The 23,153-nt window shown below is 70.4% G+C and carries 22 protein-coding genes; 10 read left to right on the forward strand and 12 right to left on the reverse strand.

The features are described from left to right. From SA2016_RS19635 to SA2016_RS19655, 5 genes are all read left to right on the forward strand, one after another. Window positions 1-726: a maleate cis-trans isomerase family protein gene (locus tag SA2016_RS19635; RefSeq protein WP_066501523.1), complete on the forward strand. Its 726-nt coding sequence runs from the start codon at window positions 1-3 to the stop codon at window positions 724-726. Between the two features lie 157 nt (window positions 727-883). Beyond that, a complete protein-coding gene (locus SA2016_RS19640) occupies window positions 884-1,489 on the forward strand; it encodes a dihydrofolate reductase family protein (protein WP_066501524.1) in 606 nt (201 codons plus the stop codon). 126 nt (window positions 1,490-1,615) lie between these two features. Continuing rightward, window positions 1,616-2,638 (forward strand): 3-oxoacyl-ACP synthase III, encoded by a 1,023-nt coding sequence (locus SA2016_RS19645; RefSeq protein WP_244932795.1) that lies wholly within the window; start codon window positions 1,616-1,618, stop codon window positions 2,636-2,638. Continuing rightward, entirely contained in the window at window positions 2,632-5,325 is a 2,694-nt protein-coding gene (locus tag SA2016_RS19650; protein ID WP_066502930.1) for an alpha/beta fold hydrolase, read from the forward strand. Before SA2016_RS19645 ends, SA2016_RS19650 begins: the two co-directional genes overlap by 7 nt. After that, entirely contained in the window at window positions 5,322-6,317 is a 996-nt protein-coding gene (locus SA2016_RS19655) for an NAD-dependent epimerase/dehydratase family protein (RefSeq protein WP_066501530.1), read from the forward strand. Before SA2016_RS19650 ends, SA2016_RS19655 begins: the two co-directional genes overlap by 4 nt. A 10-nt stretch (window positions 6,318-6,327) precedes the next feature. Here the strand turns inward: SA2016_RS19655 and SA2016_RS19660 are convergent, their stop codons facing one another. The 6 genes from SA2016_RS19660 to SA2016_RS19685 all read right to left on the reverse strand — a co-directional run bounded on the left by SA2016_RS19660 (window position 6,328) and on the right by SA2016_RS19685 (window position 11,557). After that, on the reverse strand, window positions 6,328-6,618 hold the full coding sequence (locus SA2016_RS19660) for a hypothetical protein (protein WP_141305403.1): 291 nt from the start codon (window positions 6,616-6,618) through the stop codon (window positions 6,328-6,330). Between the two features lie 100 nt (window positions 6,619-6,718). Then, window positions 6,719-7,438 (reverse strand): SDR family NAD(P)-dependent oxidoreductase, encoded by a 720-nt coding sequence (locus SA2016_RS19665; protein WP_066501533.1) that lies wholly within the window; start codon window positions 7,436-7,438, stop codon window positions 6,719-6,721. Next, window positions 7,435-8,199 (reverse strand): SDR family NAD(P)-dependent oxidoreductase, encoded by a 765-nt coding sequence (locus SA2016_RS19670; RefSeq protein ID WP_066501536.1) that lies wholly within the window; start codon window positions 8,197-8,199, stop codon window positions 7,435-7,437. Before SA2016_RS19670 ends, SA2016_RS19665 begins: the two co-directional genes overlap by 4 nt. After that, window positions 8,192-9,574 (reverse strand): MFS transporter, encoded by a 1,383-nt coding sequence (locus SA2016_RS19675; RefSeq protein ID WP_066501537.1) that lies wholly within the window; start codon window positions 9,572-9,574, stop codon window positions 8,192-8,194. Before SA2016_RS19675 ends, SA2016_RS19670 begins: the two co-directional genes overlap by 8 nt. Beyond that, entirely contained in the window at window positions 9,571-10,461 is an 891-nt protein-coding gene (locus SA2016_RS19680) for a polysaccharide deacetylase family protein (RefSeq protein ID WP_066501538.1), read from the reverse strand. Before SA2016_RS19680 ends, SA2016_RS19675 begins: the two co-directional genes overlap by 4 nt. Before the next feature lie 73 nt (window positions 10,462-10,534). Beyond that, window positions 10,535-11,557, reverse strand: a complete 1,023-nt coding sequence (locus SA2016_RS19685) for an asparaginase (RefSeq protein ID WP_066501539.1) — start codon at window positions 11,555-11,557, stop codon at window positions 10,535-10,537. 289 nt (window positions 11,558-11,846) lie between these two features. Between SA2016_RS19685 and SA2016_RS19690 the strand changes: the two genes are divergently transcribed. Then, on the forward strand, window positions 11,847-12,866 hold the full coding sequence (locus SA2016_RS19690; RefSeq protein WP_066501543.1) for a LacI family DNA-binding transcriptional regulator: 1,020 nt from the start codon (window positions 11,847-11,849) through the stop codon (window positions 12,864-12,866). A 58-nt stretch (window positions 12,867-12,924) separates the two neighbouring features. On the opposite strand, the gene SA2016_RS19695 is transcribed toward SA2016_RS19690, so the two are convergent. Genes SA2016_RS19695 through pxpA form a run of 5 tightly spaced genes read right to left on the reverse strand, consistent with a single transcriptional unit; the run spans window position 12,925 to window position 17,165 of the window. Beyond that, the gene (locus SA2016_RS19695) at window positions 12,925-13,902 is read right to left on the reverse strand and encodes a 5-oxoprolinase subunit C family protein (RefSeq protein WP_066501545.1); all 978 of its coding nucleotides are present in this window, start codon (window positions 13,900-13,902) and stop codon (window positions 12,925-12,927) included. After that, window positions 13,892-14,794, reverse strand: coding sequence for a 5-oxoprolinase subunit B family protein (locus SA2016_RS19700; protein ID WP_066501547.1), 903 nt, complete (start codon window positions 14,792-14,794; stop codon window positions 13,892-13,894). The genes SA2016_RS19695 and SA2016_RS19700 overlap by 11 nt, the downstream gene beginning before the upstream one ends. Beyond that, window positions 14,791-16,143 (reverse strand): acetyl-CoA carboxylase biotin carboxylase subunit, encoded by a 1,353-nt coding sequence (locus tag SA2016_RS19705; protein ID WP_066501549.1) that lies wholly within the window; start codon window positions 16,141-16,143, stop codon window positions 14,791-14,793. The genes SA2016_RS19700 and SA2016_RS19705 overlap by 4 nt, the downstream gene beginning before the upstream one ends. After that, window positions 16,140-16,385, reverse strand: a complete 246-nt coding sequence (locus tag SA2016_RS19710; protein ID WP_066501551.1) for an acetyl-CoA carboxylase — start codon at window positions 16,383-16,385, stop codon at window positions 16,140-16,142. The genes SA2016_RS19705 and SA2016_RS19710 overlap by 4 nt, the downstream gene beginning before the upstream one ends. Before the next feature lie 30 nt (window positions 16,386-16,415). Beyond that, window positions 16,416-17,165 (reverse strand): 5-oxoprolinase subunit PxpA, encoded by a 750-nt coding sequence (gene pxpA, locus SA2016_RS19715; RefSeq protein WP_066502932.1) that lies wholly within the window; start codon window positions 17,163-17,165, stop codon window positions 16,416-16,418. Between pxpA and SA2016_RS21630 the strand changes: the two genes are divergently transcribed. Continuing rightward, complete coding sequence (locus tag SA2016_RS21630; RefSeq protein ID WP_188781757.1) at window positions 17,164-18,720, forward strand: PucR family transcriptional regulator; 1,557 nt, start codon at window positions 17,164-17,166, stop codon at window positions 18,718-18,720. The two genes, pxpA and SA2016_RS21630, sit on opposite strands and share 2 nt — an antisense overlap. A gap of 70 nt (window positions 18,721-18,790) precedes the next feature. Here SA2016_RS21630 and SA2016_RS19725 read toward each other — a convergent pair whose 3' ends face one another. Next, window positions 18,791-19,213, reverse strand: a complete 423-nt coding sequence (locus SA2016_RS19725) for a ChaB family protein (protein ID WP_066501555.1) — start codon at window positions 19,211-19,213, stop codon at window positions 18,791-18,793. 237 nt (window positions 19,214-19,450) lie between these two features. Here SA2016_RS19725 and SA2016_RS19730 point away from each other — a divergent pair, with 237 nt between their 5' ends. From SA2016_RS19730 to SA2016_RS19740, 3 genes are all read left to right on the forward strand, one after another. Beyond that, complete coding sequence (locus SA2016_RS19730) at window positions 19,451-20,677, forward strand: glycoside hydrolase family 26 protein (RefSeq protein WP_066502935.1); 1,227 nt, start codon at window positions 19,451-19,453, stop codon at window positions 20,675-20,677. A gap of 112 nt (window positions 20,678-20,789) precedes the next feature. Then, a complete protein-coding gene (locus SA2016_RS19735; RefSeq protein WP_066501558.1) occupies window positions 20,790-21,812 on the forward strand; it encodes a LacI family DNA-binding transcriptional regulator in 1,023 nt (340 codons plus the stop codon). A gap of 41 nt (window positions 21,813-21,853) precedes the next feature. Further along, window positions 21,854-23,152, forward strand: coding sequence for an extracellular solute-binding protein (locus tag SA2016_RS19740; RefSeq protein WP_066501559.1), 1,299 nt, complete (start codon window positions 21,854-21,856; stop codon window positions 23,150-23,152). Window position 23,153: the final 1 nt, after the last annotated feature.

Raw genomic sequence — 23,153 nt, forward strand, 5'->3', positions numbered from 1 at the left:
ATGGTGCGGACCGGACGCCCCGTCCGCGTGGGCATGATCGTCCCCTCGTCCAACACGTGCCTCGAGCCGATGAGCTACCGGATCCTCGGCGGCCGGGAGGACGTCACGATCCACTCGGCCCGCATCCCGGTGACCCGGATCGCCCTCGACGCCGGATCGGACCGGCAGTTCGACGTCGAGGGGATGCGGGCCGCGGCCGAGCTGCTGGCCACCGCGGACGTGGACGTCATCGCCTGGAACGGCACGTCCGGCTCGTGGCTCGGGCTCGAGCACGACCGCGGGATCGCGGCCGAGATCACCGCCGCCACCGGGGTCCCCGCGACGACGTCCACGCTCGCGTACTTCGACGCCTTCGCCCAGTTCGGCACCGGCACGATCGGCCTGCTCACCCCGTACACCGAGGACGTGAACGAGCAGGTGATCGCCCGCTACGCCGCCGAGGGCGTCCGCACCAGCGGGCACCGCGCGCTCGGGCTCAGCGACAACGAGTCCTTCGCCCGGGTGGCCCCCGAGGAGCTCGTGCCCGGCTCCCTCGAACTCGCCGAGGACCGCCCGGACGCCCTCGTGTGCCTGTGCACCAACCTCTACGGCGCCCCCGTCGCGGCGGAGATCGAGGAGCGCACCGGCGTTGCGGTGCTCGACTCCGTGGCCGTGACCCTCTGGCGCTGCCTCCAGCTCGCCGGCGCACCGCTCCTCGAGACACGCTGGGGCAAGCTCCTCGCCTGAGGCGGGGGAAGGCAGCGGGGAGCGGACGACGGCGGGAGGGCACCCGCCGTCGTCCGCTCCCCGGCACTCAGGGGTCCCCGTGCGGACGGCCGCGTGCTAGCATCCCCACCATTCGCTGACAGCCCCATGCACGTCGCACCCCTCCAGGAGGCCCGCGGTGCCGGACACCACCTGCCACATGTCGATCTCGCTGGACGGCTTCGTCGCCGGGCCGGACCAGAGCCGCGAGAACCCCCTGGGGCGGCGCGGACAGGAGCTGCACGCCTGGCATCTGGGCGACCCGCGGGCCAATGACGCCGACCGGACCGCGGCCGGATGGCTCATGCGCCCGCGCGGCGCCTACGTCATGGGGCGGAACATGTTCGGGCCCGTCCGCGGGGAGTGGGACGAGGAATGGACCGGGTGGTGGGGCCCCGAACCGCCCTACCATGCGCCGGTGTTCGTGCTCACCCACCACGCCCACGACCCGATCGAGATGGAGGGCGGGACGACCTTCCACTTCGTCACCGAGGGCTTCGACGCGGCCTACGCCGCCGCGTGCCAGGCCGCCGGGGACAGGGGCGTGGACATCGCCGGCGGGGCATCGGCCGTCCGGCAGGCGCTGGCGGCCGGCGTGGTCGACGAGCTCACCCTCGACATCGCCCCGGTCCTGCTCGGCTCCGGCGAGCGCATCTTCGACGGGTCCGAATCCTTCGGCTTCGAGCCCGTCGAGGTGCTGCACTCGCCGCTGGCCACGCACATCCGCTACCGCCGGGGCGGCTGACCCGGTACGGGATCCGGGCCCGCGCGGGCATAAGCTACGCTCCTGGCTTGCTGTTGCGTCTGGCCCACCGCCCAGGTGGGTACAGTCACCGCATGGATGCAGCACGGATACGAACAGGGGCGTGACTTGGCAGGGAATGCGACCTTCCGGCACCGCAACACGGCGCTGCTCTCGGTCAGCAGCGTCGAGGCTCCGAGGATCGTGAGCTCCACGGACTTCGACCGGAGGCTGGCCTCGACCCTGCGGCGGCTGAAATTCCCCCCGCGGCTGCTGGAGCGGGTCGCCGGTGTGACGCACCGCCGCTGGTGGGCCGCCGGGACGTCGTTCGACGACGCCGCCCTCGAGGCAGGGGCCAAGGCGCTGGCGGAGGCCGGCGTCGAGGCCTCCGAGGTCGGGCTGCTGATCAACACCTCGGTGACCCGGCGCAACCTCGAGCCCTCGGTCGCGGTGAAGATCCACCACGGGCTCGGCCTGCCGTCCTCGGCCATGAACTTCGATCTGGCCAACGCCTGCCTCGGGTTCGTCAACGGCTTCATCCTCGCGGCCAACATGATCGACTCCGGCCAGATCAGGTACGCGGTCATCGTCAACGGGGAGGACGCCCAGGCCACCCAGGAGGCCACGCTGGCGCGCCTGCAGCGGCCAGAGACGACCCGTGAGGACTTCAGCCGGGAGTTCGCCACCCTCACGCTCGGGTCCGGGGCCGCCGCGGCCGTCCTGGGTCCCGCCGACGAGCACCCCGGGGCGCACCGCCTCATCGGCGGCGTCATGCGCGCCGGAACTGAGCACCACGAACTGTGCGTGGGAGGCGTCGACGGCATGTCCACCGACACGAAGGGCCTGCTCGACGGCGGCCTCCGGCTCGTGGTGGACGCCTGGCACGAGGCCCAGCCGGAGTGGGACTGGGCGGCCATGGACCGTTACGTCACCCACCAGGTCAGCAACGCCTACACCCAGGCGATCATCAGCGCCATCGACCTGGACCCGGACAAGGTTCCCATCACCTTCCCGCACTGGGGCAATGTGGGCCCTGCCTCCCTGCCGATGACCCTTGCCGCCGAGGCCCAGTCCCTGGCCGCCGGGGACCGGGTCCTGTGCATGGGGGTCGGGTCGGGGCTGAACACCGCCATGATGGAAATCGTCTGGTGACTCCGCAGTGGCCCGGGGTCGACCCGGAATGGTCCCGGACCATCGCCGTCGGGTCCACCTCGGGCGCCGACCCGCATGGCACCGTGCGCCGCTGGCACCTCCTCGACAACGGCGACCAGCTCGCCCGCCGCGGCCTGGCCCCCGCCGGCACCCTGCTGTGCGTCCACGGCAACCCGACCTGGTCCTACCTGTGGCGCACCCTGCTGGCCGCCGGATCCGATCCGGCCCACCCCTGGCGGGTGGTGGCGGTGGACCAGCTGGACATGGGCTACTCGGAGCGCACCGGCACCTTCCGGCGCCTCGCCGACCGGATCACTGACCTGGGCGACCTCACCGACGCCCTGGAGCTCGCCGGGCCGGTGGTCACCGTGGGCCACGACTGGGGCGGGGCGGTCAGCCTGGGCTGGGCGCTCGCGCACCCGGAGCTCCTCGCCGGGGTGGTGCTGACGAACACCGCCGTCCACCAGCCGTCCGGCGCCGGAGTCCCCCCGGCGCTGCGGCTCGCGTTGCACCCCGCGGTGCACCGGTGGGGCACGACCACCTCGGACGCCTTCCTGCGCGTGACGCACGCCCTGGCGCGCCCGGCGCTGCCGGCCGAGGTCCGCAGAACCTACCTGGCGCCCTACCGTGGCGCCGGCCGGCGGGCCGGGGTGGGGAACTTCGTCGCGGACATCCCCCTCGACGCCTCCCATCCCAGCTTCGCGGCGCTCAACGGCGTGGCGGAGGGAGTGCGGGACCTGCAGGTTCCGGCCCTGATGCTCTGGGGCCCGAAGGACCCGATCTTCTCCGACCGGTACCTCAAGGACCTCGTCGGCAGGCTTCCGCACGCAGACGTGCACCGCTTCGAGGGCGCCGGCCACCTTCTGGCCGAAGACCGGGACATCGCCGCTCCGATCTTCCGGTGGCTCGCCGAGCGGGACGTCGCCCGCGGCGGCGAGCGGCCGGCGTCGGACGCCCCACCGGCCGCCCCGCACCGGGAGGGGGCGCCCGAGCAGGAGCCGGGAGGGTTCCGGCCGCTGTGGGCCGCGCTCGGCGAGCACGCGGCCGGCCCGGCAGGGGACGACCTCGCCGTGGCGGAGATGTCGCCTGAGGGCGCCGTCAGCCGCTCCCTCAGCTGGAAGCAGCTGGACCGCAGCATCGCCGAGCTCGCCGCCGGGCTGCGCGAGGCCGGGGTCCACGGCGGCAGCCGCGTGAGCCTCATGGTTCCGCCCGGGGCGGACCTCACGGTGGCCCTCTACGCGTGCCTGCGGCTGGGCGCCGTGGTGGTGGTGGCCGACGCCGGGCTGGGCACCCGGGGCCTCAGCCGCGCCGTGAAGGGTGCGGCCCCCGACGTCCTCATCGGCATCGACAGGGCGCTGGCAGCTGCCACGGCGCTCGGCTGGCCGGGGCGGCGGATCAGTGTGCGCGACCTCCCGGCCGGGCGTCGCCGCGTCCTGGGCGTCGAGACGTCCCTCGCCGCTCTGGCCCGCCGCGGTGCGGCGCTGGGCGCGGATCCGGAGTGGCCTGCTCCGGACCCGGCGGCCCCCGCCGCGGTCCTCTTCACGTCCGGCTCCACCGGTCCCGCCAAGGGCGTGGTCTACACGCATCGGCAGCTGGCGGCGATGCGGGACACCGTGGCCCGGACCTTCGGAATCCATTCCGGCGCCCGGCTGGTGGCGGGCTTCGCCCCGTTCGCCCTGCTGGGGCCGGCGCTCGGAGCGGTGTCGGTGACGCCGGCCATGGACGTCACCGCCCCGCGCACGCTGACGGCGCGCGCGCTGGCGGACGCCGCGGCGGCCATCGACGCCACGGTGGTCTTCGCCTCGCCGGCTGCGCTGCGCAACGTCCTGGCCACCCGCGACGGCGTCGATGCCGCGGGGCGGCAGGCGCTGGAGCGGGTCGACATGCTGCTCTCGGCCGGGGCTCCCGTCCCGGAACCCCTCCTGGCGCAGGTTCAGCAGCTGCTGCCGCGGGCCTCACTGCACACCCCGTACGGGATGACGGAGGCGCTGCCGGTCACCGACATCAGCCTCGAGGGGATCCGGGCGGCCGACGCCGATGCTGCCGCCGGCACCGTGGCGGGCGCGGGCAACGGCGTCTGCGTGGGCCTGCCGGTCCACGGCGCCCGCGTCGCCGTCGTCCCGCTGGCGGCGGACGGCACCGCCCCCGGGTCCGATCCCGTGACGGCGGCCGGCGTGACCGGCGAGATCCTGGTCAGTGCCCCGCACGTCAAGGACGCCTACGACAGGCTCTGGCTCACCCAGCTGGAGAGCAGCAGCCTTCCCGGATGGCACCGCACCGGCGACGTGGGGCACTTCGACGCCGCCGGCCGGCTGTGGGTCGAGGGGCGCCTGGCCCACGTCGTGACCGCGCCGGAGGCCGTGGTGACGCCAGTCGGCGCCGAGCAGGCGATGGAGCGCCTGGACGGCGTGCGCCTCGCCGCCGTCGCCGGGGTCGGGCCGGCGGGCACCCAGGCCGTCGTCGCCGTCGTCGAGACCGCGCCTCCCGCCCGCAGGGCCGGGCCCGCGGCACCCCAGCTCGCCGGACGCGTCCGCGCCGCGGCCCGCACGGCCGGCGTCCCGGTCTCCGCCGTGCTCGCGGTCCCTGCGCTGCCCGTGGACATCCGGCACAACGCCAAGATCGACAGGACCCGACTGTCCCGCTGGGCGGCGCGGGTGCTCGCCGGCGGCCGTCCGGGGACGCCATGAGGGTCCTCGTCACCGGTGCCAGCGGGCTGCTCGGGCGGGAGGTCGCCGGGCTCCTCGTCCGCCAGGGTCACGCCGTGACCACGTTCCAGCGCCGCCCGTCAGGAGTAGAGGGCGCGGCGGACGTCCTCGGATCCGTCACCGACGAGGACGCGGTCCGCGCCGCGGTCCAGGGGGCCGAAGGCATCATCCACCTCGCCGCCAAGGTCTCCTTCACGGGCCGCGCCGCGGAATTCTCCGAGGTGAACGTCGAGGGGACCCGGCGTCTGCTCCGCCTCGCCCGCGCGGCCGGGGTGCGGGAGGCGGTGTTCGTCTCCTCCCCATCGGTGGCCAACTCGGGCGCAGCCATCGCCGGGCTGGGCGCGGAGGCCGCCGACCCGGAGCACGCCCACGGCGACTACTCCCGCACGAAGGCCGAAGCCGAGCTGCTCGCGCTGGCGGCGGACACGCCCGCGTTCCGGGTCGCGGCGGTGCGCCCGCACATCGTGTGGGGGCCCGGCGACACCCAGCTGGTGGAACGGGTGCTGGAGCGCGCGGGACGCGGGCGCCTGCCCCTGCTCGATGCGGGGGCGGCCCTGATCGACACGACCTACGTGGACAACGCCGCCTCCGCCATCGTCGCCGCACTGCACCGCATGGACCACGTCCACGGCAGGGCCGTCGTCGTGAGCAACGGCGAACCCCGCCCGATCGGCGAGCTGCTGGCGGGCATCTGTGCCGCGGGCGGCGTCCCGGCGCCGTCGTGGGCCGTGCCCGGCGCGGTGGCGCGGGGCGCGGGGGCCGTGGTGGAGAGGCTGTGGACCTGGGCCGGGCGCAAGGAGGAGCCTCCGATGACGCGGTTCCTCGCCGAGCAGCTCTCCACCGCCCACTGGTTCGACCAGCGCGAGACCCGCAGACTGCTCGACTGGACCCCCGCCGTCTCCCTCGACGAGGGCCTGGCGAGGCTGGCCGAGCATTACGGCGGGCGGCCCCCGGGCAGCGGTCCCCGCCGCTGAAACCGCCCGCTCAGAGGCGCGCCGCAACCTCCCTCGGGGTACCCAGCTGCCTTCGGCCGGAGGCCGCAACGGCCTCCAGCAGCCGGTGCTCGCCCGCCTCCCGGTACCGCTCCTCGAGCCCGGCCAGAGCGGGCTCGAGGAGCACACCGGCGTCCGGCGCCAGGCTGTGGAGCACGGCCCACACTGCGCCCACGGTCGCACAGACGGTCTGCCGTCCGCCGGGGGCCGAGACCACGAAACCGTCGGGCCTGGCCACGACCTTGACCCGACCCGTCAGAGACGGGCAGAGTTCGGCGATCATCTGGGCAGCGATCAGGTTTCCCCTGGTCGTGCGGCCGTCAGGGAAGACCGGGTCCTCAGCCACCGAGCGCCCGCAGGCACCGCACATTCCGGCTCCTCTCTCAGGGCATCACGTCGCCGGAGTTCGGCCCGAGGGTCTGGCCGACGAACAGGTTCCCTCCGGGATCGCTGGCCAGGAGAAGGGCGCTCGGGGCGACCTCGGCTGGGGTGCCGAACCGCCCGAGGGGCAGCTCGGCCCGCTTCGCCCTCTTCCAGTCCTCCGAGATCCCCTCGACGAGCGGCGTCTCGATCGGGCCGGGCGCGATGCTGTTGACCAGGACATTGCCCGGCGCGGCCTCGAGCGCCAAGGCTTTGGTGAAGCCGATGACCCCCGCCTTCGCCGCGCTGTAGTGGGCCAGCCCCACCCCTCCCTTGATGCCCAGCTGCGAGGCCACGTTGATGATCCTGCCCCATCGCTGTGCCCGCATCGGCTGGAGGACCTCGCGGCAGCAGAGGAAGACGCCCGTGAGATCCACGCGGATCGTCTCATTCCACGTCGCGAGGTCCATCTCCTCCACGGGTGCCTCGGTGAGGAGGCCCGCGGAATTCACGAGGACGTCCACCGTGCCGAACTGCTCGCGCACCGAGGAGAAGGCACTGCGCACGCTCGCCTCGTCTGAGACGTCGACCCGGATCACGTCCGCGCCATCGCTCCGGTCCAGGACCACTACGCGGTCCCCGTGGGCGCGGAAGGCCTCGGCAATGGCCCTGCCGATCCCGCTCGCGCCCCCGGTCACGACCACCGTCCGACCCGAGGCCCGGGAGGGGATGTCCGCGCTCATGCGCGCATCTTGACGGTCAGTCCACCGTCCACCACGAGAGCCTGGCCGGTGATGTAGGTGGCCGCAGACGAGGTGAGGAAGCCGATGACCTCGGCGACCTCCTCTGGGCGCCCCACGCGGCCCCAGGGGATATCGTCCCCGGCCCGGCGCAGGCCCTCGGGGCCCAGCGAATTGACGGGGTCGAGGGATTGCGGCGTCTCGATGAGGCCAGGGATGACCGCATTGGCGCGGATCTGCCGCGGGCCGAGCTCGACCGCCACGCTCCGGACGAGCCCGAGGACGCCAGCCTTGGCCGCGGCGTAGTGCGCGTGTTCCTCCCACCCGTACACGCCGCCCGCGATGGAGGAGACGGCGACCATGGCCCCGCCGCCGGCCATCCTGGACGCGCCTGCGCGGAGGGTGCGCAGGACCCCGGTGAGGTCCACGTCGAGCATGTCGTGCCAGCGCTCATCGGAGAGCTCGCCGAGCGGGGCGTTGCGGAGGATGCCCGCGTTCGCCACTGCGTAGTCGAGCCGGCCGTACTCGTCCAGGGCGCGTTCGGCGAAGGCCTCCACGGACTCGGTGGCACGCACGTCGACCTCGTGGATCACCGCTTCTCCCCCTGCGTCCTTGACCTGTCGGAGGGTCTCCTCGGGGTCGTGGGGGTCTCCGGGGAACGTGCCGATCACGGTGCGGACACCGCGGGCCGCGTAGTGGACGGCGAGCGCCCGGCCGATCCCGCTGGCGGCGCCGGTGACGATTGCTGCCTTGGTCTCACTCATGGGGGTGGTCCTCCAGCAGGGCCTCGACAGGCGGCTTGGCGGCGATCATGAGGATGCCGGAGAGCAGCGTGCCGAGCGCGCCCACCCAGAGTGCGGCGGTCCCCGTTCCGGCGCCGGCCGCGAGGGCCGTGAAGAGCGCGCCGCCGATGATCGTGCCGGGCTGGCTCATCGCACCGATGAAGGTGGTCCCGGTGGCACGGCAGCTGACGGGGTAGCACTCGGCCATGAAGTACTGGATGGCAGCGTACGGACCGACCAGGAAGAAGAGCCCGGCACCGTAGGTGACGATGATCAGGAACGGGCTCGAGGCGATCGGGCTGAGCATGACCGCAAAGGAGAGGCCCGAGATGATCCAGCCGATGATGATCGTCTTCTTCCGGCCGATCTTGTCACCGAGCCAGCCATGGAACACATACCCGAAGTAGGCGAGCAGGTTGATGACGATCAGCATCCAGAATGCGTCCGAGAGCTCGACTCCCTTGGCGTTCTTCAGCACCGAGCTGCCGAGGACGCTGAAGATCGCGATGCCGAAGAAGTTGATGATCCAGGCCAGGGAGAACACGATCGTGTTCCGGCGCAGATGGGGCTCCCAGATGCGCTTGAGCGGGGCAGCCGAGGAGTGCTCGACGCCGTAGGCTGCGGCGAGGGCGTGCGCCTGGTCGGACTGGCCGCCCTTCTCGAGTTCGGTGAGCTTGTGGTGCAGCTCGAACTGGGGGGTCTCCTTGAGCTTGCGCGCAATGAGCCACACGATGATCGCCGCGGGAACTGCTGCCATCACGTAGAGGCTCCGCCATCCCAGAGAGGGAAGGAACGCGAGCGCGAGGGCGCTGGCCAGGAGGAAGCCGAGGGGCCAGCCGCCCTGGATGAAGGAGTAGTGGAATCCGGGGCGCTTGCGCTTCTTCTCGTCCTCGGTGACCTGGTAGACCTCATTCATGTAGGTCGCGTTGACGGCCTGCTCGGAGAAGCCGAGGCCCCCGAAGGAGCGGACCACGGTGAGCAGGACGCTGCTGACGGCGCCCAGCCCGGCGGGGAGCGCCGCGGTCAGGGTGGAGACGACGGCGGTGCCGCCGATCGTCGTCATCATGCCCTTGCGGCGGCCGAGACGGTCGATGACGGGCCCGAGGCCGAACGCCACGATGGCCGTGCCCACGGCGATCCAGGTATTGATCGCGTACGCCTCGGACTCGCTCCAGCCGAAGGATTCCTGCATTGCCGGCAGGAGGGTGCCGAAGAGTCCGTAGTCGAAGACCGCCACGGTCCAGGCGAGCAGGGCCAGGATCGTGGCGATGCGGGTGGCGCCCATGGAGAAGGCCGGGAACCGTCGCTTCTCGTTCGCCGCAGGGGCAGTCAGGTCGAGGGTGGATCGGGTGCTCACTTCGAGGTGTCCTTTCGCGGGCTGCGGGCGAGGAACGAGTCGGCGATCTGGTCGAACTGCATCCAGGTGACGCCCTCGTGGCTGTTGATGTGCTCGATCAGGCGTTCGAGCATGAGGAGGACCTGCGGGCGCCCCGAGACGTCGGGGTGGACGGTCATGGTGAAGACGGCCTGGTCCATCTCGCGGTAGACCCAGTCGAACTGGTCGCGCCACATCTGCTCGATGTCGCGAGGGCTGACGAAGCCGTGGGAGTTGGGCGATGCCTTGATGAACATCATCGGAGGAAGGTCATCGAGGTACCAGTTCGCCGGGATCTCCACGAGGTCGGTCTCCTCGCCCCGCATCAACGGCTCCATCCAGGTCTCGGCGGGCTGGGTGTAGTCGATCTTCTTCCAGCTGTCGCCGACGCGGACGTAATAGGGCTCGAAGTCGCGGTGCATCAGCGAGTGGTCGTACTTGATCCCACGCTCGAGGAGGATCTCGTTGGTCACCGGGGAGAACTCCCACCACGGTGCGACGTAGCCCGTGGGGCGCCGGCCAGAAACCTTCTCGATGAGCTCGATCGAGCGGTCGAGGATCGCCGTCTCCTGCTCCCGGGTCATGGCGATCGGATTCTCGTGCGAGTAGCCGTGGACCCCGATTTCGTGCCCGGCATCGACGATCATGCGGGTGAGGTCCGGGAACGTCTCGATCGAGTGGCCCGGGACGAACCAGGTCGAGGGCAGCGAGTACTTCTCGAAGAGGCGGAGCAGGCGCGGGCCTCCGACCTCACCGCTGAAGAGGCCGCGGGAGATGTCGCAGGGCGAGTCCTCGCCGCCGTAGGAGCCGAGCATTCCGGCGACAGCGTCGACGTCGACGCCGAAGGCAACTTGAATGTCCTTGGTCACGGGTGAGCCTTTCTGAAGGGGGTGGAATCGAACGGGGTGGAACGGTGGCTGTCGGGAGTGCGTGGAGGTCGGGTCAGGCCTCGCCTCCTCTCTCGGCGAAGGCCTCGGCGATGTCCGCGCGCGACCTGCCGAGCCGCAGGAGGAGGGACAGGAGCACGAGCGACTGGGACGGACGGAGGAGGCCCGAGGGGATCGCCCCCGCCGCGAGCAGGTCCTTTCCGCCGCCGGCGCCGTACACCGGGACAACGGGGCCTGCGTGCACGCGGGTGCTGGTGACGACGACGACGCCCCGCGCCGTCGCGTCTGCCACCGCCCGGCACAGCTCGGGATTGGCGTTCCCGCTGCCCGTGCCCTGCAGGACGATCCCCGCAGCGCCGGCCTCGAGGGACGCCCTCAGGTGGGCAGCGTCGGCACCGGGGTAGGACGCGACCAGATCGACGCGGCAGGCGCGGCCTGCGTCAGGGGCAGGCAGCGGCATCGGCTCCCGCAGCTGGCGCGCCGCCTCCTCGAGGACGACGCCGCCGTCATCCCTGACGCTTCCGGCGAGTCCGAAGTCCGGGTTGCTGAAGGCCTGCCGGCGCACAGTCTCGGTCTTGCGCACTCCGCGCGCAGGGAAGACCTCCCCTGCGAAACAGAGCAGCGCTCCGTGCCCCCGGGCCTCTGCCGATCCCGCAAGCGCGATGGCGCGGGCGAGGTTGCCGGGGCCGTCCGGTGCCTCCGAGTCTGCAGCGCGCTGGGCGCCCGTGAAGACAACCGGACGCGGATCGCGGTGCACGAGGTCTGCGAGGAAGGCGGTCTCTTCCATGGTGTCTGTGCCATGGGTCACGACGACGCCCACCACAGCCGGATCGGCCAGGACCTCCTGGATCCGGGCGCACACCAAGAGCATGTCGTCGATGTCGAGGGCATACGAGCCGAGGCGCAGGACGTCGATCACGCGGACCGGGAAGGCCTGCTCGCCGCCGACGCTGCGGAGCAGGTCGTCCGCACCGTCGGACGCGACGGCGGCCCCGCCGAGGTCCTCCCGCATGCGGGAGGAGATCGTCCCGCCGGTCGCGAGCAGCACTACGTGCTCCTCACTCTGGCTCGTTGTCATGTCGTACTCCTGCTCCTGCAGCCTGCGCTTCCCCACCGGCACCCAATCGATTGGGTTGTGCCGAGACTAGCGAGGCAATGTTTCATCAAGCTGACGGGGTTGGTTTCCGGACCGTTACGTTCCGAAGGGGGCGAAGTCCGGAGATCGCGCTTACCCAATCGATTGGGTACGCTGGATCCGACTTTACGATGTGGTCCGGATCACGGTCAAGGGTTTTGCGGGACCTTCCTTCCGCCACCTCGTTCGTTGTCGATGGAGAATGAGAAGGCGAACGCGAGAGAGCTGAGGCATGGAGAACAACACCAGCGAGAGGGCGGTGACCCTCAAGGACCTGGCACGCGAGCTGGGCATCCATCCCTCGACCGTGTCCCGGGTCCTCCACTCGGACCCGGCATCGGCGAGGGGGGCGGCGTCGGAGGCGACCGCCCAGCGGATCCGGGACCTGGCGGCCGAGGTCGGCTACTCCCCCGATCCACAGGCTACGAGCCTGCGCACGCGGCGCACCCGGCTGCTCGGCGTCGTGGTGCCACGGCTGTCCGACCTCGTGCTCGCCATCATGTACGAGGGGATCGAGGATGCCGCCGCGCGGGTCGGCTACTCCGCCTTCGTCACCAACTCGCGGGATGACGAGCGGGAGCAGCGCCGGAAGGTCGAGATGATGCTCGCGCGGAGGGTCGACGGGCTCATCATCGGCGACTCGCATCTCGACGGTGACGTGCTGCCCGATCTCAGGCGCCGTGCCGTGCCGTTCGTGCTCATGAACCGCCGCCATCCCGGCTTCCCTTCTGCGACCTGTGACGACATCCGAGGTGGGGAGCTCGTCGCCGAGCATCTCTGGGACAAGGGTCATCAGCAGGTGGCCGTCATTGCGGGCGAGCCGTACGCGAGCACAGCTGTTGACCGCACCTCTGCCTTCGTGGAGCGGTGGCGGGAGCTCGGTGGCGACATTGCAGAAGACTCCATCGTCTGGTCGCGGTTCGACACTCAGGGAGGGCGGGAGGCCGCGGAGAAGATCCTCGCATCGGGGAAGGCGCCGACTGCTGTCTTCGCCGTCAATGACTTCGCTGCCATCGGCGCGATGGGCGCACTCCGAGCCCACGGGCTGACCGTGGGCCGTGACTGCGCCGTCGTCGGGTACAACGACACCTCGCTCGCAGCCGAGCTGCCGATCCCGCTCTCGTCCGTCCGCTCCCCCATGGCCGAGATCGGCCGCAACGCGGTCCGGATGCTCCAGGGGGTGCTCCGGGGGGAGGACGTCGAGTCGGTCAGGCTCGAGCCGGCACTCCAAGTGCGCGAGAGCAGCGCCTGATTCCCATGTGGTGGGCCCACCGGCCGGCGGGCCCACCCCGCCCGGGGAACCGCCCGCCCTATGGCATGCCGAGGGCGGCGAGCGCGCGGGCGGTGAAGGCCGAACGTTCCTTGCGCGCCTCGAGGGCCTCATCGAGGGTCACTTCGACGAAGTGCGTCGAGGTCCCTGGGGCGGCGCGGGCCAACAGGTCCATGTCGGCGCTGATCACGGTCGCGACCATCGCGTAGCCGCCTCCCGAGACCGCGTCCCGGTGCAGGATGATCGGCTGGGTCCCGCCCGGGATCTGGATCGAGCCGACCGCGTAGCCTGCGTCGACGATGTTCGAGGGGTCAGAGCCCGCCCCGAACGGCTGCTCGCGCTCGCGCCACTCGACGCCGGGGCCGGAGTAGCGGATGCCCATGCGATCGGCCACTGGGGTGACCTTCCACTCGCCCGACAGGAGGCTCTCGCGGCCGGCGGCGGTGAGCCGGTGGTCGTAGAGGCCCATGACAACCCGGACCGTCTGCTCCTTGCCGTAGGCGGGCCGGAACTCTTCAGGAAGGGTCGGGGCGCCCGCGGCGGGGGCGTCCGCCTGGCCGACCGGGACGACGTCGCCCGCCTCCAGCTTGCGGCCGTTCAGGCCCCCGATTCCGCCGAGGATGTACGTGGACCGGCTCCCCAGGACCTCGGGAACGTCGATGCCGCCGGCGAAGGCGATGTAGTAGCGGGTCCCGGCGCGCAGCGGCCCGAAGCTGAGCTCGTCCCCTGCCTCGAGACCCAGGCGCGTCCACTCCGGGCGCTCTTCGCCGTTGACCTTGATGGGAACCGGCGCCCCGGTCACCGCAATGGTCGCAGGCTCGGTGAACCGCAGGACCGGGCCGAGGTAGGTGCACTCGAGGACGGCCTCCTCCGCGGGGTTTCCGACGAGGGCGTTCGCCATGGCTGCCGAATACTGGTCCATCGAGCCGCCCTCGGGAATGCCCACGTTGTAGTACCCGGGGCGCCCCTGGTCCTGGATCGTGGTGGACAGGCCGGGGCTCTTGACCTCACATGCCATCGAGGGCCTCCATCAGTTCTCGGTTGTAGCGCTCCGGGTCTTCGAGGGCCTTGTTCAGCTCGAAGACAACAGGTGCCTGCCTGTAGCGGAAGGTTCCGTTCTCGACCTCGGCCTGGATCGCGGCGTACTCCTGCTCGGTGACCGGCTTGAACTTGACGATGTCGCCGGGTCGGAAGAAGACCATGAAGTCCTTGAAGTCGGCGAGGGTCTGTGCCGGGTCGTAGATCGGGGCCGCGGCGACGCCGAACATCTGGTATCCACCGGCGCCCCGGACCGAGTAGATGGCGCCGAAGCAGCCGCCGTGGCCTACAGTCAGCCGGGGGGTGTCGGTGCGGGGGCTCAGGTACTTCGGGACCTCGAGCTGCTTCTGCCGCTCCACGAGCTGGAACAGGAACGGCAGGCCGGCCACGAACCCGACCATGGAGACCAGCCACGGCTGCTCGTGGTGCCGCCGGATGAATTCGGCGGCGTCCGTGAGCCCGTTGACCTTGGCGGCGTAGTCGAGGTCGGTGCCTGAAGGCTCTTGGTGGAACCCTTCGCGGAACCGCTGGGCGACCTCGGCGGTGAACGGGTCGTCGTACCAGACCGGCACCTCGACGATGCGGGTCGCGAGCGTCTCGGCGCCCCCGCCCGCCGCGTCCTGCTCGAACCCGCGGACGGTCGCCTCGAGGACCGAGGGAGCGAGGACGTCCGGGTTGAAGCGGATGAGGAGGGATGCGTTGGCCGGGCAGATGTCGGTCACGCCCTCCAGGGCCGCCCCTGAGAGCTTGGAGGCCAGGGTCATGACCTTGAAGTTCGCGGCAAGGCTCATGGCCTCGTCCACTTCGACGAAGAGGAACTCGTCGCCGCCCCAGGTGTAGCGGGCCTCGCGTTCGAGGGCCGGGGTGCTCATGATGCCTCCAGCATGTCGGGAGCTGTCTCGATGAACTTGGAATGGTGGGCCACGTCCGCGAACTCCGGGCGGGACAGGAGCTTGGAGTGCATGGGGATGGTGGTCTTGATGCCCTCGATCTCGGTCTCCGCCAGGGCCTGCAGCGCGGCGGTGATCGCGGCCGGGCGATCGTCAGCGTGGACGATGAGCTTGGCGAGCATCGAGTCGTAGAAGGGCGTCACCACGGATCCTTCGCCGACGCCGCTGTCGACGCGGATGCCGGGCCCCTGCGGCCACGCGAGGCGCACGATCCGCCCCGGGCTGGGGAAGAAGTTGTTGTCCGGGTCCTCCGCATTGATCCGGCACTCGATGGCGTGCCCTCGGAAGGCGACGTCTTCCTGGGAGAGGGACATCACCCCGTCGTACGCGATCAACAGCTGTTCCCGCACGAGGTCCACCCCCGTGATCTGCTCCGTGATGGGGTGCTCGACCTGGATGCGGGTGTTCATCTCGATGAAGGCCGCTTCCTGCCGGACGGGGTCGTAGAGGAATTCGACGGTGCCGGCGCCGCGGTAGCCGCACTGGCGGGCGAGTTCGACGGAGGACTCCCGCATCCTCTGCCGGACGCTGTCGGGCAGGTCGGGTGCGGGGGCCTCCTCGATGACCTTCTGGGAGCGGCGCTGCATGGAGCAGTCGCGGTCGCCCAGATGGATGAAGCTGCTCCCGTCCCCGAGGATCTGGACCTCGACGTGCCGAGCGGACTCGACGAAGCGTTCGAGGTAGACGGTCGGGTCGCCGAAGACGGCCGCCGCCTCGCCCCGTGCCATGTCGATCGTGCGCAGGAGCTCCGACTCGTCGTGGACGAAGCGGATGCCGCGGCCGCCGCCCCCGGCGGATGCCTTCACGACCAGGGGGTAGCCGATCGCCCTGGCGATCTCGAGGGCGTCGGCCTCGGGGTCCAGAGGACCGTCGGTGCCCTTGAGCACCGGAACGCCGGCCCGGCGTGCCGCCTCGCGGGCCTCCGCCTTGTTCCCCATCATCTCGATGGCCTCGGCTGGCGGCCCCACCCAGATCAGCCCCGCGGCGTCCACTGTGCGGGCGAACGCCGCGTTCTCGGAGAGGAAGCCGTACCCGGGGTGGACGGCGTCGCAGCCCAGCTCCAGGGCGGCGCCGATGACGGCGTCGTGATTCAGGTAGCTCGCTGCCGCCGGTGCGGGGCCGAGGACCACGTTCTCGTCGGCGGCCTGGGCGGCGAGGGAGCCGAGGTCCGCCTCGCTCACGCCCACAGCCGTGGCGATGCCCATCTCCTTGGCGGTCCGGGCGATGCGCACGGCGATCTCGCCCCGGTTGGCGATGAAGAGCTTCCTCATGCCTGCCCCTCGCGCACCACCACGAGGGTGTCCCCGGGGTTGACCATCGCACCGTCGGCGGCCTCGAAGGACTCGATGACACCGGCGGTGTCCGACTGGACCTCGGTGAACTGCTTCATGATCTCGACGATGCCGATCGTCTGGCCGGACTCGATAGTGTCTCCGACCTCGACGAAGGGTTCCTTGCCGGGCCCGGGCTTGCGGTAGAAGATCCCGGGCAGCGGAGAGATGACGTTTGCCATGGTGTTCCTGCTTCCTGCCGAGCCGAGGGCTCAGCGGTTGGTGAGGACGTCGCGGACCGCCGAGGCGACCGCAACAGAGTTGGGGGCGTCCGAGTGGACGCAGATGCTGCGGAACTCGATGCTGAGGGGCGAGCCGTCGACGGCGTGGACCGGCTCACCGACGATGGCCCGCCGCACCCGGTCTGCGGCGGCCGCGGGATCGGTCGGCTCGGGGCGACGCTGGATGAGGAGCTGGCCCTGCGGGCCGTAGTTGAGGTCGACGTAGAGCTCTGGGACGAAGTCGACGTCCATCGCGCGGCACACCGATTCGTGCGCGGTGCCGGCGAGGCCGTAGAACGGAACGCCGAACTGCCTCGCGACTCCTGCCGCCGCAACCATGAGTTCCTCATCGCCGGCGAGCATCCCGTACAGCGCGCCGTGGGGCTTGAGGTGATGGAGCTCGAGTCCGTGCTTGGCCAGGAAGGCGGTCAGGGCGCCCACCTGGTAGAGGATCACCGATTCGGCCTCGTCCGGGGTGAGCGCCATGCGGCGCCGACCGAATCCGGTCGGATCCGGGAGGCCGGGGTGGGCTCCCACGGCCACGCCATTCTCGGCCGCAAGGCCCACGGTGCGATTCATGACGTCGGGATCCCCGGCGTGGAATCCGCAGGCGACGTTCGCGACGTCGATCAGCTTCATGAGCTCGGCGTCGTTGCCGAACTCGTGGAGCCCGAAGCCCTCGCCCAGGTCCGAGTTGAGGAGCACACGTGACTGCGTGCTGGAGGTCACAGTTTCTGGCATGCCCATCACCGTAGCCAATCGATTGTGTCGCGTGGAATTGTGCCACGTGCTGAAAGGCACGCCGTCAATTATGCTCAGTGCACTACTGCTTCTCACCTCCGATCGGACGCCCATGCTCCTTCGCGACCTCAGCGACCTCCCGGGGCTCGACATCCGCCTACGGGTGGGGGTCTCGGACGAGCGGCTCTCTCGGCCCATCGCGTGGTGCGCCCCAACCGAACACATGGACCCCACGCCCTTCCTGTCCGTCAACGCCTTGGTGCTGACCAGCGGGATGGGGCTGAACGTCACGGACTACCGCATTTGGGATGCCTACGTGGAGCGCCTAGTCAGCGTGCCAGTGGCTGGTCTCGTCTTCGGGACTGGGGCCGCGCACCGCCAGCTTCCCGAGGGTCTGGCCAGGGCCTGCGAGTCATACGAGCTTCCCCTTTTTGAATTGCCCCCGGACGTTCCGTTCCTTCTCGTGATGCGGCAGGTTGAGCAGACGCTGGCGACAGAGCGCTACGACGTGCACCGCCGTGGGTGGGATCTAGCCGACGAATGCACCCGTCTGGCCGCCCAGGGGCGCTCGCTCGTCACCGTCGTGGACCGAGTGGCGGAATCCATCGGGGCCCGAGTCGCGGTGACAGACGAGAGCGGAGCGGAGCTCGTCAGCGCCGGGAAGGCGCCGCCCGGTGCACCGCGTTCGGCGCTCCGGCTCCCCAGCGGCGAACCGCACTCCTTCAGGCTCCAAGTGGAGGGTGTGAGCAGCAATGTACTGCTCCAGCCCCTGCTGGGCCCCGTGGCCGCCGTGCTCGCCGTGCAGCTCAGCTACACCCTCGGATCGCGGACACCCCTGCATTCCCGCGAGGCCGTCCGCTTCATGGATGCGCTCTACGACGAACAGCCCATTGCTGAGGCGACGCTCGAACGGCTCGCTGCCGAAGCGGGATTCGGGGCGGGCGAGCCGTGGGGCGCGCTCCTCGTCACCGCGGGCGAGGACATGGACCGATTCCGACTGAGGACGCTGGCATGGCGGGCGCGCGTGCGCCTCGAGGAATGGTTTCGCACCGTCCGCTTCATGGAGGAGCCTACGATGACCACGCTCCTCGTCCAGGAGCCGCTCGAGCGCGTGAACCTCCTTGATCAGGCACGGGCCCTCTTCGCCGACATCCCGCAGCTGTCCGTGGTCCTTACCGAGGCAGACAACTTGGAGGAACTGCCCCTCGCCCTCAAGCTCGCCAGACGCCAGACGGGTACAGCCGGAGTCCGAGTTGCCCCCGCGGCCGATCTCGCCGCCATCGTCCAGAGCCTGCCGCATCGAGGACTCGTCACCATGGCGCGTAGGCTCATCGCTCCGCTGGACTCGGACCCCACCGGAGCCCTGCGCGAAACCCTCGAGTCCTACCTGCGCAATGCAGCCAACTCCCGCAAGGTCTGCGACGACCTCTTCATTCACCGCAACACCTTGGCGTACAGACTGCGCAGGATCGAACACCTCATGGGTCTCGATCTCGCCGACGGTGAAGTCCGGGCCACCTGCCTTCTCGCCCTCCGGGTTCTCAGCGAGGGCTGACGGCGCGGCCGGCGGGCTCACCCGCGGCATGTCGCCGGTCGTCGAAGAACAGGGCTCCTGCCATGCGGCCCTACTTCTTGCGGCTCTGCGCCGTCTTCCGGGCGTTCGCCTTCTCCAGCGCCTCGACCAGCTGGTCCTTGGTCATGCCCGAGCGGCCGGGGACGTCGAGCTTCTTGGCCAGATCGTAGAGGTGCTGCTTCGAGGCATTGGCGTCCACGCCGCCGTGGGTCTCGCGGCGGGTCGACGCGCCGCCCGCGGCCTGCTCGTCGGAGGGGCCCTTGTGCTCCTTGGGCTCCCAGTGGTCGCCCACCTTCTCGTGGGTGTGCTTCAGGGCCGAGTAGGCGACGCGGTGGGCCCTCTCCTCGTCGTGGTAGGTCTCCTCGGCCGAGTCGTGCGCCTTCGCGAAGGTCTGCTGGGCCTTCGCGCCCGAGCGCTCGATGGTGGAGGGGAGTTCGTCCTTCCTCGCCTTTCCGCTCTTGTCCGTCTTGGGCATCGTGTCCTCCTTCGGCTGATGGCAGAGCCAGCTCCACCTGTCCTTTACCCGCGGCGGGAGCGGTCAGACTGCCGCGGTTCCGCGGACGACGGCGGGTGCCCACCCGCCGTCGTCCGCTCCCCCGCGCGAGGATTTCCGCAGAATTGGGACAGAATGATGCTCCTGTGGCTGGTGATGCGGTGCCCTGGATGAGACGATTCCCCTCCGCTGACTGTGTTCCGGAAGGCTGCCCACACCATGAAGAAGACGATCCGCCGCCGTGACGTGCTCCTCGGCGCCTCGCTGGGGGTGGCCGCCGCGGCCCTGGGCGGCACCGCCGCGAGCGCGTCCGCCGGGGCCCTCACGCTCAGCCCCACCTCCGGCCCCACCGGCACGGCCGTCACCGTCACCGGGACCGGCTTCCCGAAGAAGGCCAAGGGCAGCGTCGCCCTCGGCTCGTCGTCCGCAGCCGTGACGACGTCCGGCTCGGGCTACTTCCAGACCACCATCACCGTCCCCGGGGGCCTGTCCGGCACCGCGTACGTCTCCGCCACGGTCGGCTCCTCCTCCGCGCAGGCGCCCTTCACCGTCACGGCCGCCGCCACCGTCCCGGCGCCGAACCTGAACCACCCGCTGCGCTTCGGCGTGGCAACGCCCAGCGGCTACGGCTCCGCTGCCGAGCTGGACCAGGTCGCCACGATCGCCGGGGAGGGCCCGTCGATCGTCCACGCCTACTGCGACTGGACGACTTCGGTGCCCACGAGCGGCCTGGCCTACGGGGCCAGCCGCGGCGCGACCCCGCTGCTGACCTGGGAGCCCTGGAACGCCTCGGTCGGCGGCACCGCCCAGCCAGCCTACGCACTCAGCGCGATCTACGGCGGAACCTACGACTCCTACATCGGCCAGTGGGCGAACAGCCTCAAGGCCTACGGCGGCCAGGTGCTGCTGCGCCTCGCCCACGAGATGAACGGGAACTGGTACCCGTGGTCCGAGCAGGTCAACGGCAACGCCCCCGGCGACTACGTGAAGGCCTTCCAGCACGTGCGCGGCCTCTTCGCCTCCGCCGGGGTGCCGAACGTCCAGTGGGTGTGGTGCCCCAACGTCCCCTACACCGGCTCGACCGACCTGGCCGGGCTCTACCCGGGCGACGGGTACGTGGACCTCGTGGGCCTCGACGGCTACAACTGGGGAACCACGCAGTCCTGGGGAAGCACGTGGGTCATGCCGGACGCGCTGTTCGGGCAGGGCCTGTCCGAGCTCGCGGCGATCGCGCCGTCCAAGAGGGTCCTGATCGCCGAGACCGCCTCTGCCGAGCAGGGCGGGGACAAGGCCACCTGGAACCAGGCCCTCATCCAGTACCTTTCCGCGAACTCCAGCATCATGGGCTTCGCCTGGTTCGACCTCAACAAGGAAGTGGACTGGCGGATCGACAGTTCCTCGTCCTCCGCGTCCGCCTTCGCCGCCGCCCTCGCAGCGAGGCCGTAGCGCTCGTCCCACCCACAGGCCCCCGCAGGGGTTGACGCCTCCGCTGAACCGGTTTAGTTTGGACGAACTAAACCGGTTTTGTGGCAGCTGTCACAGAAGGGAGGACCTCGCGGTGGCAGTAACGATCAGTGATGTCGCGGCTGCTGCCGGCGTCAGCAAGGGCGCGGTGTCCCTGGCCCTGAACGGGCAGAAGGGCGTCGGAGAGGAGACCCGGAGCCGGATCCTGGCCGTCGCGCGAGGGCTGGGGTGGACACCGAGCCTGAGGGCCAAGGGATTGGCCTCTTCGCGGTCCTTCGCCATCGGGCTGATCCTCGAGCGCGACCCGCGGCTGCTGGGAACCGACCCGTTCTTCGCCGGCTTCATCGCCGGGATCGAGACCGTGCTCGCGGCCCATGAGTACACCCTGGTCCTGGCAGTGGCGCACGGGGAAGCGGCAGAGGCGGGCTACCGCAAGCTCGCGGCGGGACGGGTGGACGGCTTCATCCTCACCGACCTCCGCACGGACGATCCGCGAGTGGAACTCCTCAAGGGCTTCGGGCTTCCCGCCGTGACCCTCAATCGACCGGTCATCGATTCGCCCTTCCCGGCGGTCTGCATGGACGGAAGCGAGAGCGTCAAGGAGGCCGTGCGCCATCTGGTCAGCCTCGGCCACCGGCGCATCGCCCACGTCGGCGGGCCGCAGGGGTTCGTGCACGGGCGCGGCCGCAGGCTCGCCTGGACCGAGGCGATGGCGGAGGCGGGCCTCGAGCCTGCGCTGTTCCTCGAAGCCGACTTCACGGCGGAGGCAGGCGTGGAAGCCACTGCCCAGCTCCTGGCCCTTGCGGAGCCGCCGACCGCGATCGTCTACGCGAATGACCTCATGGCGACCGCGGGCCAATCGAAGGCCCAGACGCTCGGCTTCTCGGTCCCGGAGGACCTATCGATCGTGGGCTACGACAACGCGGAGTTCGCGCAGTACCTCAATCCCCCTCTGACCACTATCGCTGCCGATCCCATTCCGTGGGGGCACGAGGCCGCGACAGCGCTCCTCTCGCTCATCCACGGCAGCAGTACCGGCGAGGACATCATCATGCCCCCGCCACGCCTCATCGTACGGGCATCGACGGGACCGGCCCCGGTCACCGCTGACGCCTGAAACCCTTTCCAAGAACTCCATCCCCATCACAAGGAGACGCAATGGTGCGTGCGATCACGCCTGCCCGAATTCTGTCCGCTGCCGCTGTCGCGGTCCTCGGAGCCAGCCTCGCAGCCTGCGGCGGCGGCGGCGCCTCGTCGGCCCAGTCGGCCGCCGCGGCCAAGGGCCCCATCAAAATCTGGTACTCGAACAACGCCGCCGAAGTGAAGTGGGGCAAGGAGATGGTCTCCGCCTGGAACGCGGCGCACCCCGATCAGCAGGTCGAGGGGCAGGAGATCCCTGCCGGCAAGAGCTCCGAGGAAGTCATCGGCGCGGCAATCTCTGCCGGGAGCGCGCCGTGCCTGGTGTTCAACACGGCGCCCGCAGCAGTCCCGCAGTTCCAGAAGCAGGGCGGACTCGTCCCGTTGGACTCCTTCCCTGATGCCGCGCAGTACATCAAGGACCGTACCGGGGCGCTGGCGGACCAGTACAAGTCCGCCGACGGCAAGTTCTACCAGCTGCCGTGGAAGTCGAACCCGGTGGTGCTGTTCTACAACAAGGACCTGTTCAAGAAGGCCGGCCTGGACCCCGAGCACCCGCAGCTGGCCACCCAGCAGCAGTTCCTCGACACCGCCCGGGCGCTGGTGAAGTCCGGGGCCGTCAAGACCGCCGTCTGGCCGTCTCCCGCGAGCGACTTCTACCAGTCCTGGTTCGACTTCTACCCGTTCTACGCCGCGGCCACGGGCGGCACCCAGCTGGTCAAGGACGGCAAGGCGACCTTCGACGACGACCAGGGCAAGCAGGTCGCGACCCTGTTCCAGACCCTCTACAAGGAGAACCTGGCCTCGAAGGAGACCTACCAGGGTGACTCCTTCGGAGAAGGCAAGTCCGCGATGGCCCTGGCCGGTCCGTGGGCGATCGAAGCCTACAAGGGCAAGGTCAACTGGGGCGCCGTGCCGATCCCCGCCCCGCAGCAGCAGGACAAGGTCTCGACCTTCTCGGACGCGAAGAACGTTGCCATGTACTCGGCCTGCAAGAACCGGGGCACGGCGTGGGATGTCCTCAAGTTCGCGACCAGCAAGGACGAGGACGGCAAGCTCCTCCAGGAGACCGGCCAGATGCCGATGCGCCAGGGGCTCACCACGGCCTACGCGGACTACTTCGCGAAGAACCCGTCCTACAGCCAGTTCGCCGACCAGGCCTCGCGCACGGTCGAGGTCCCCAATGTCTCCAACTCGGTCCAGGTGTGGCAGACGTTCCGCGACGCCTGGTCGAAGTCCGTGATCTTCGGCAACCAGAGCATCGACGATGCGTTCCATGGCGCCTCGGACAAGATCAACCAGCTCGTGTCGCAGAAGTAGC

Origin of the sequence: Sinomonas atrocyanea, from assembly GCF_001577305.1 — a bacterium.
GTDB lineage: Bacteria > Actinomycetota > Actinomycetes > Actinomycetales > Micrococcaceae > Sinomonas > Sinomonas atrocyanea.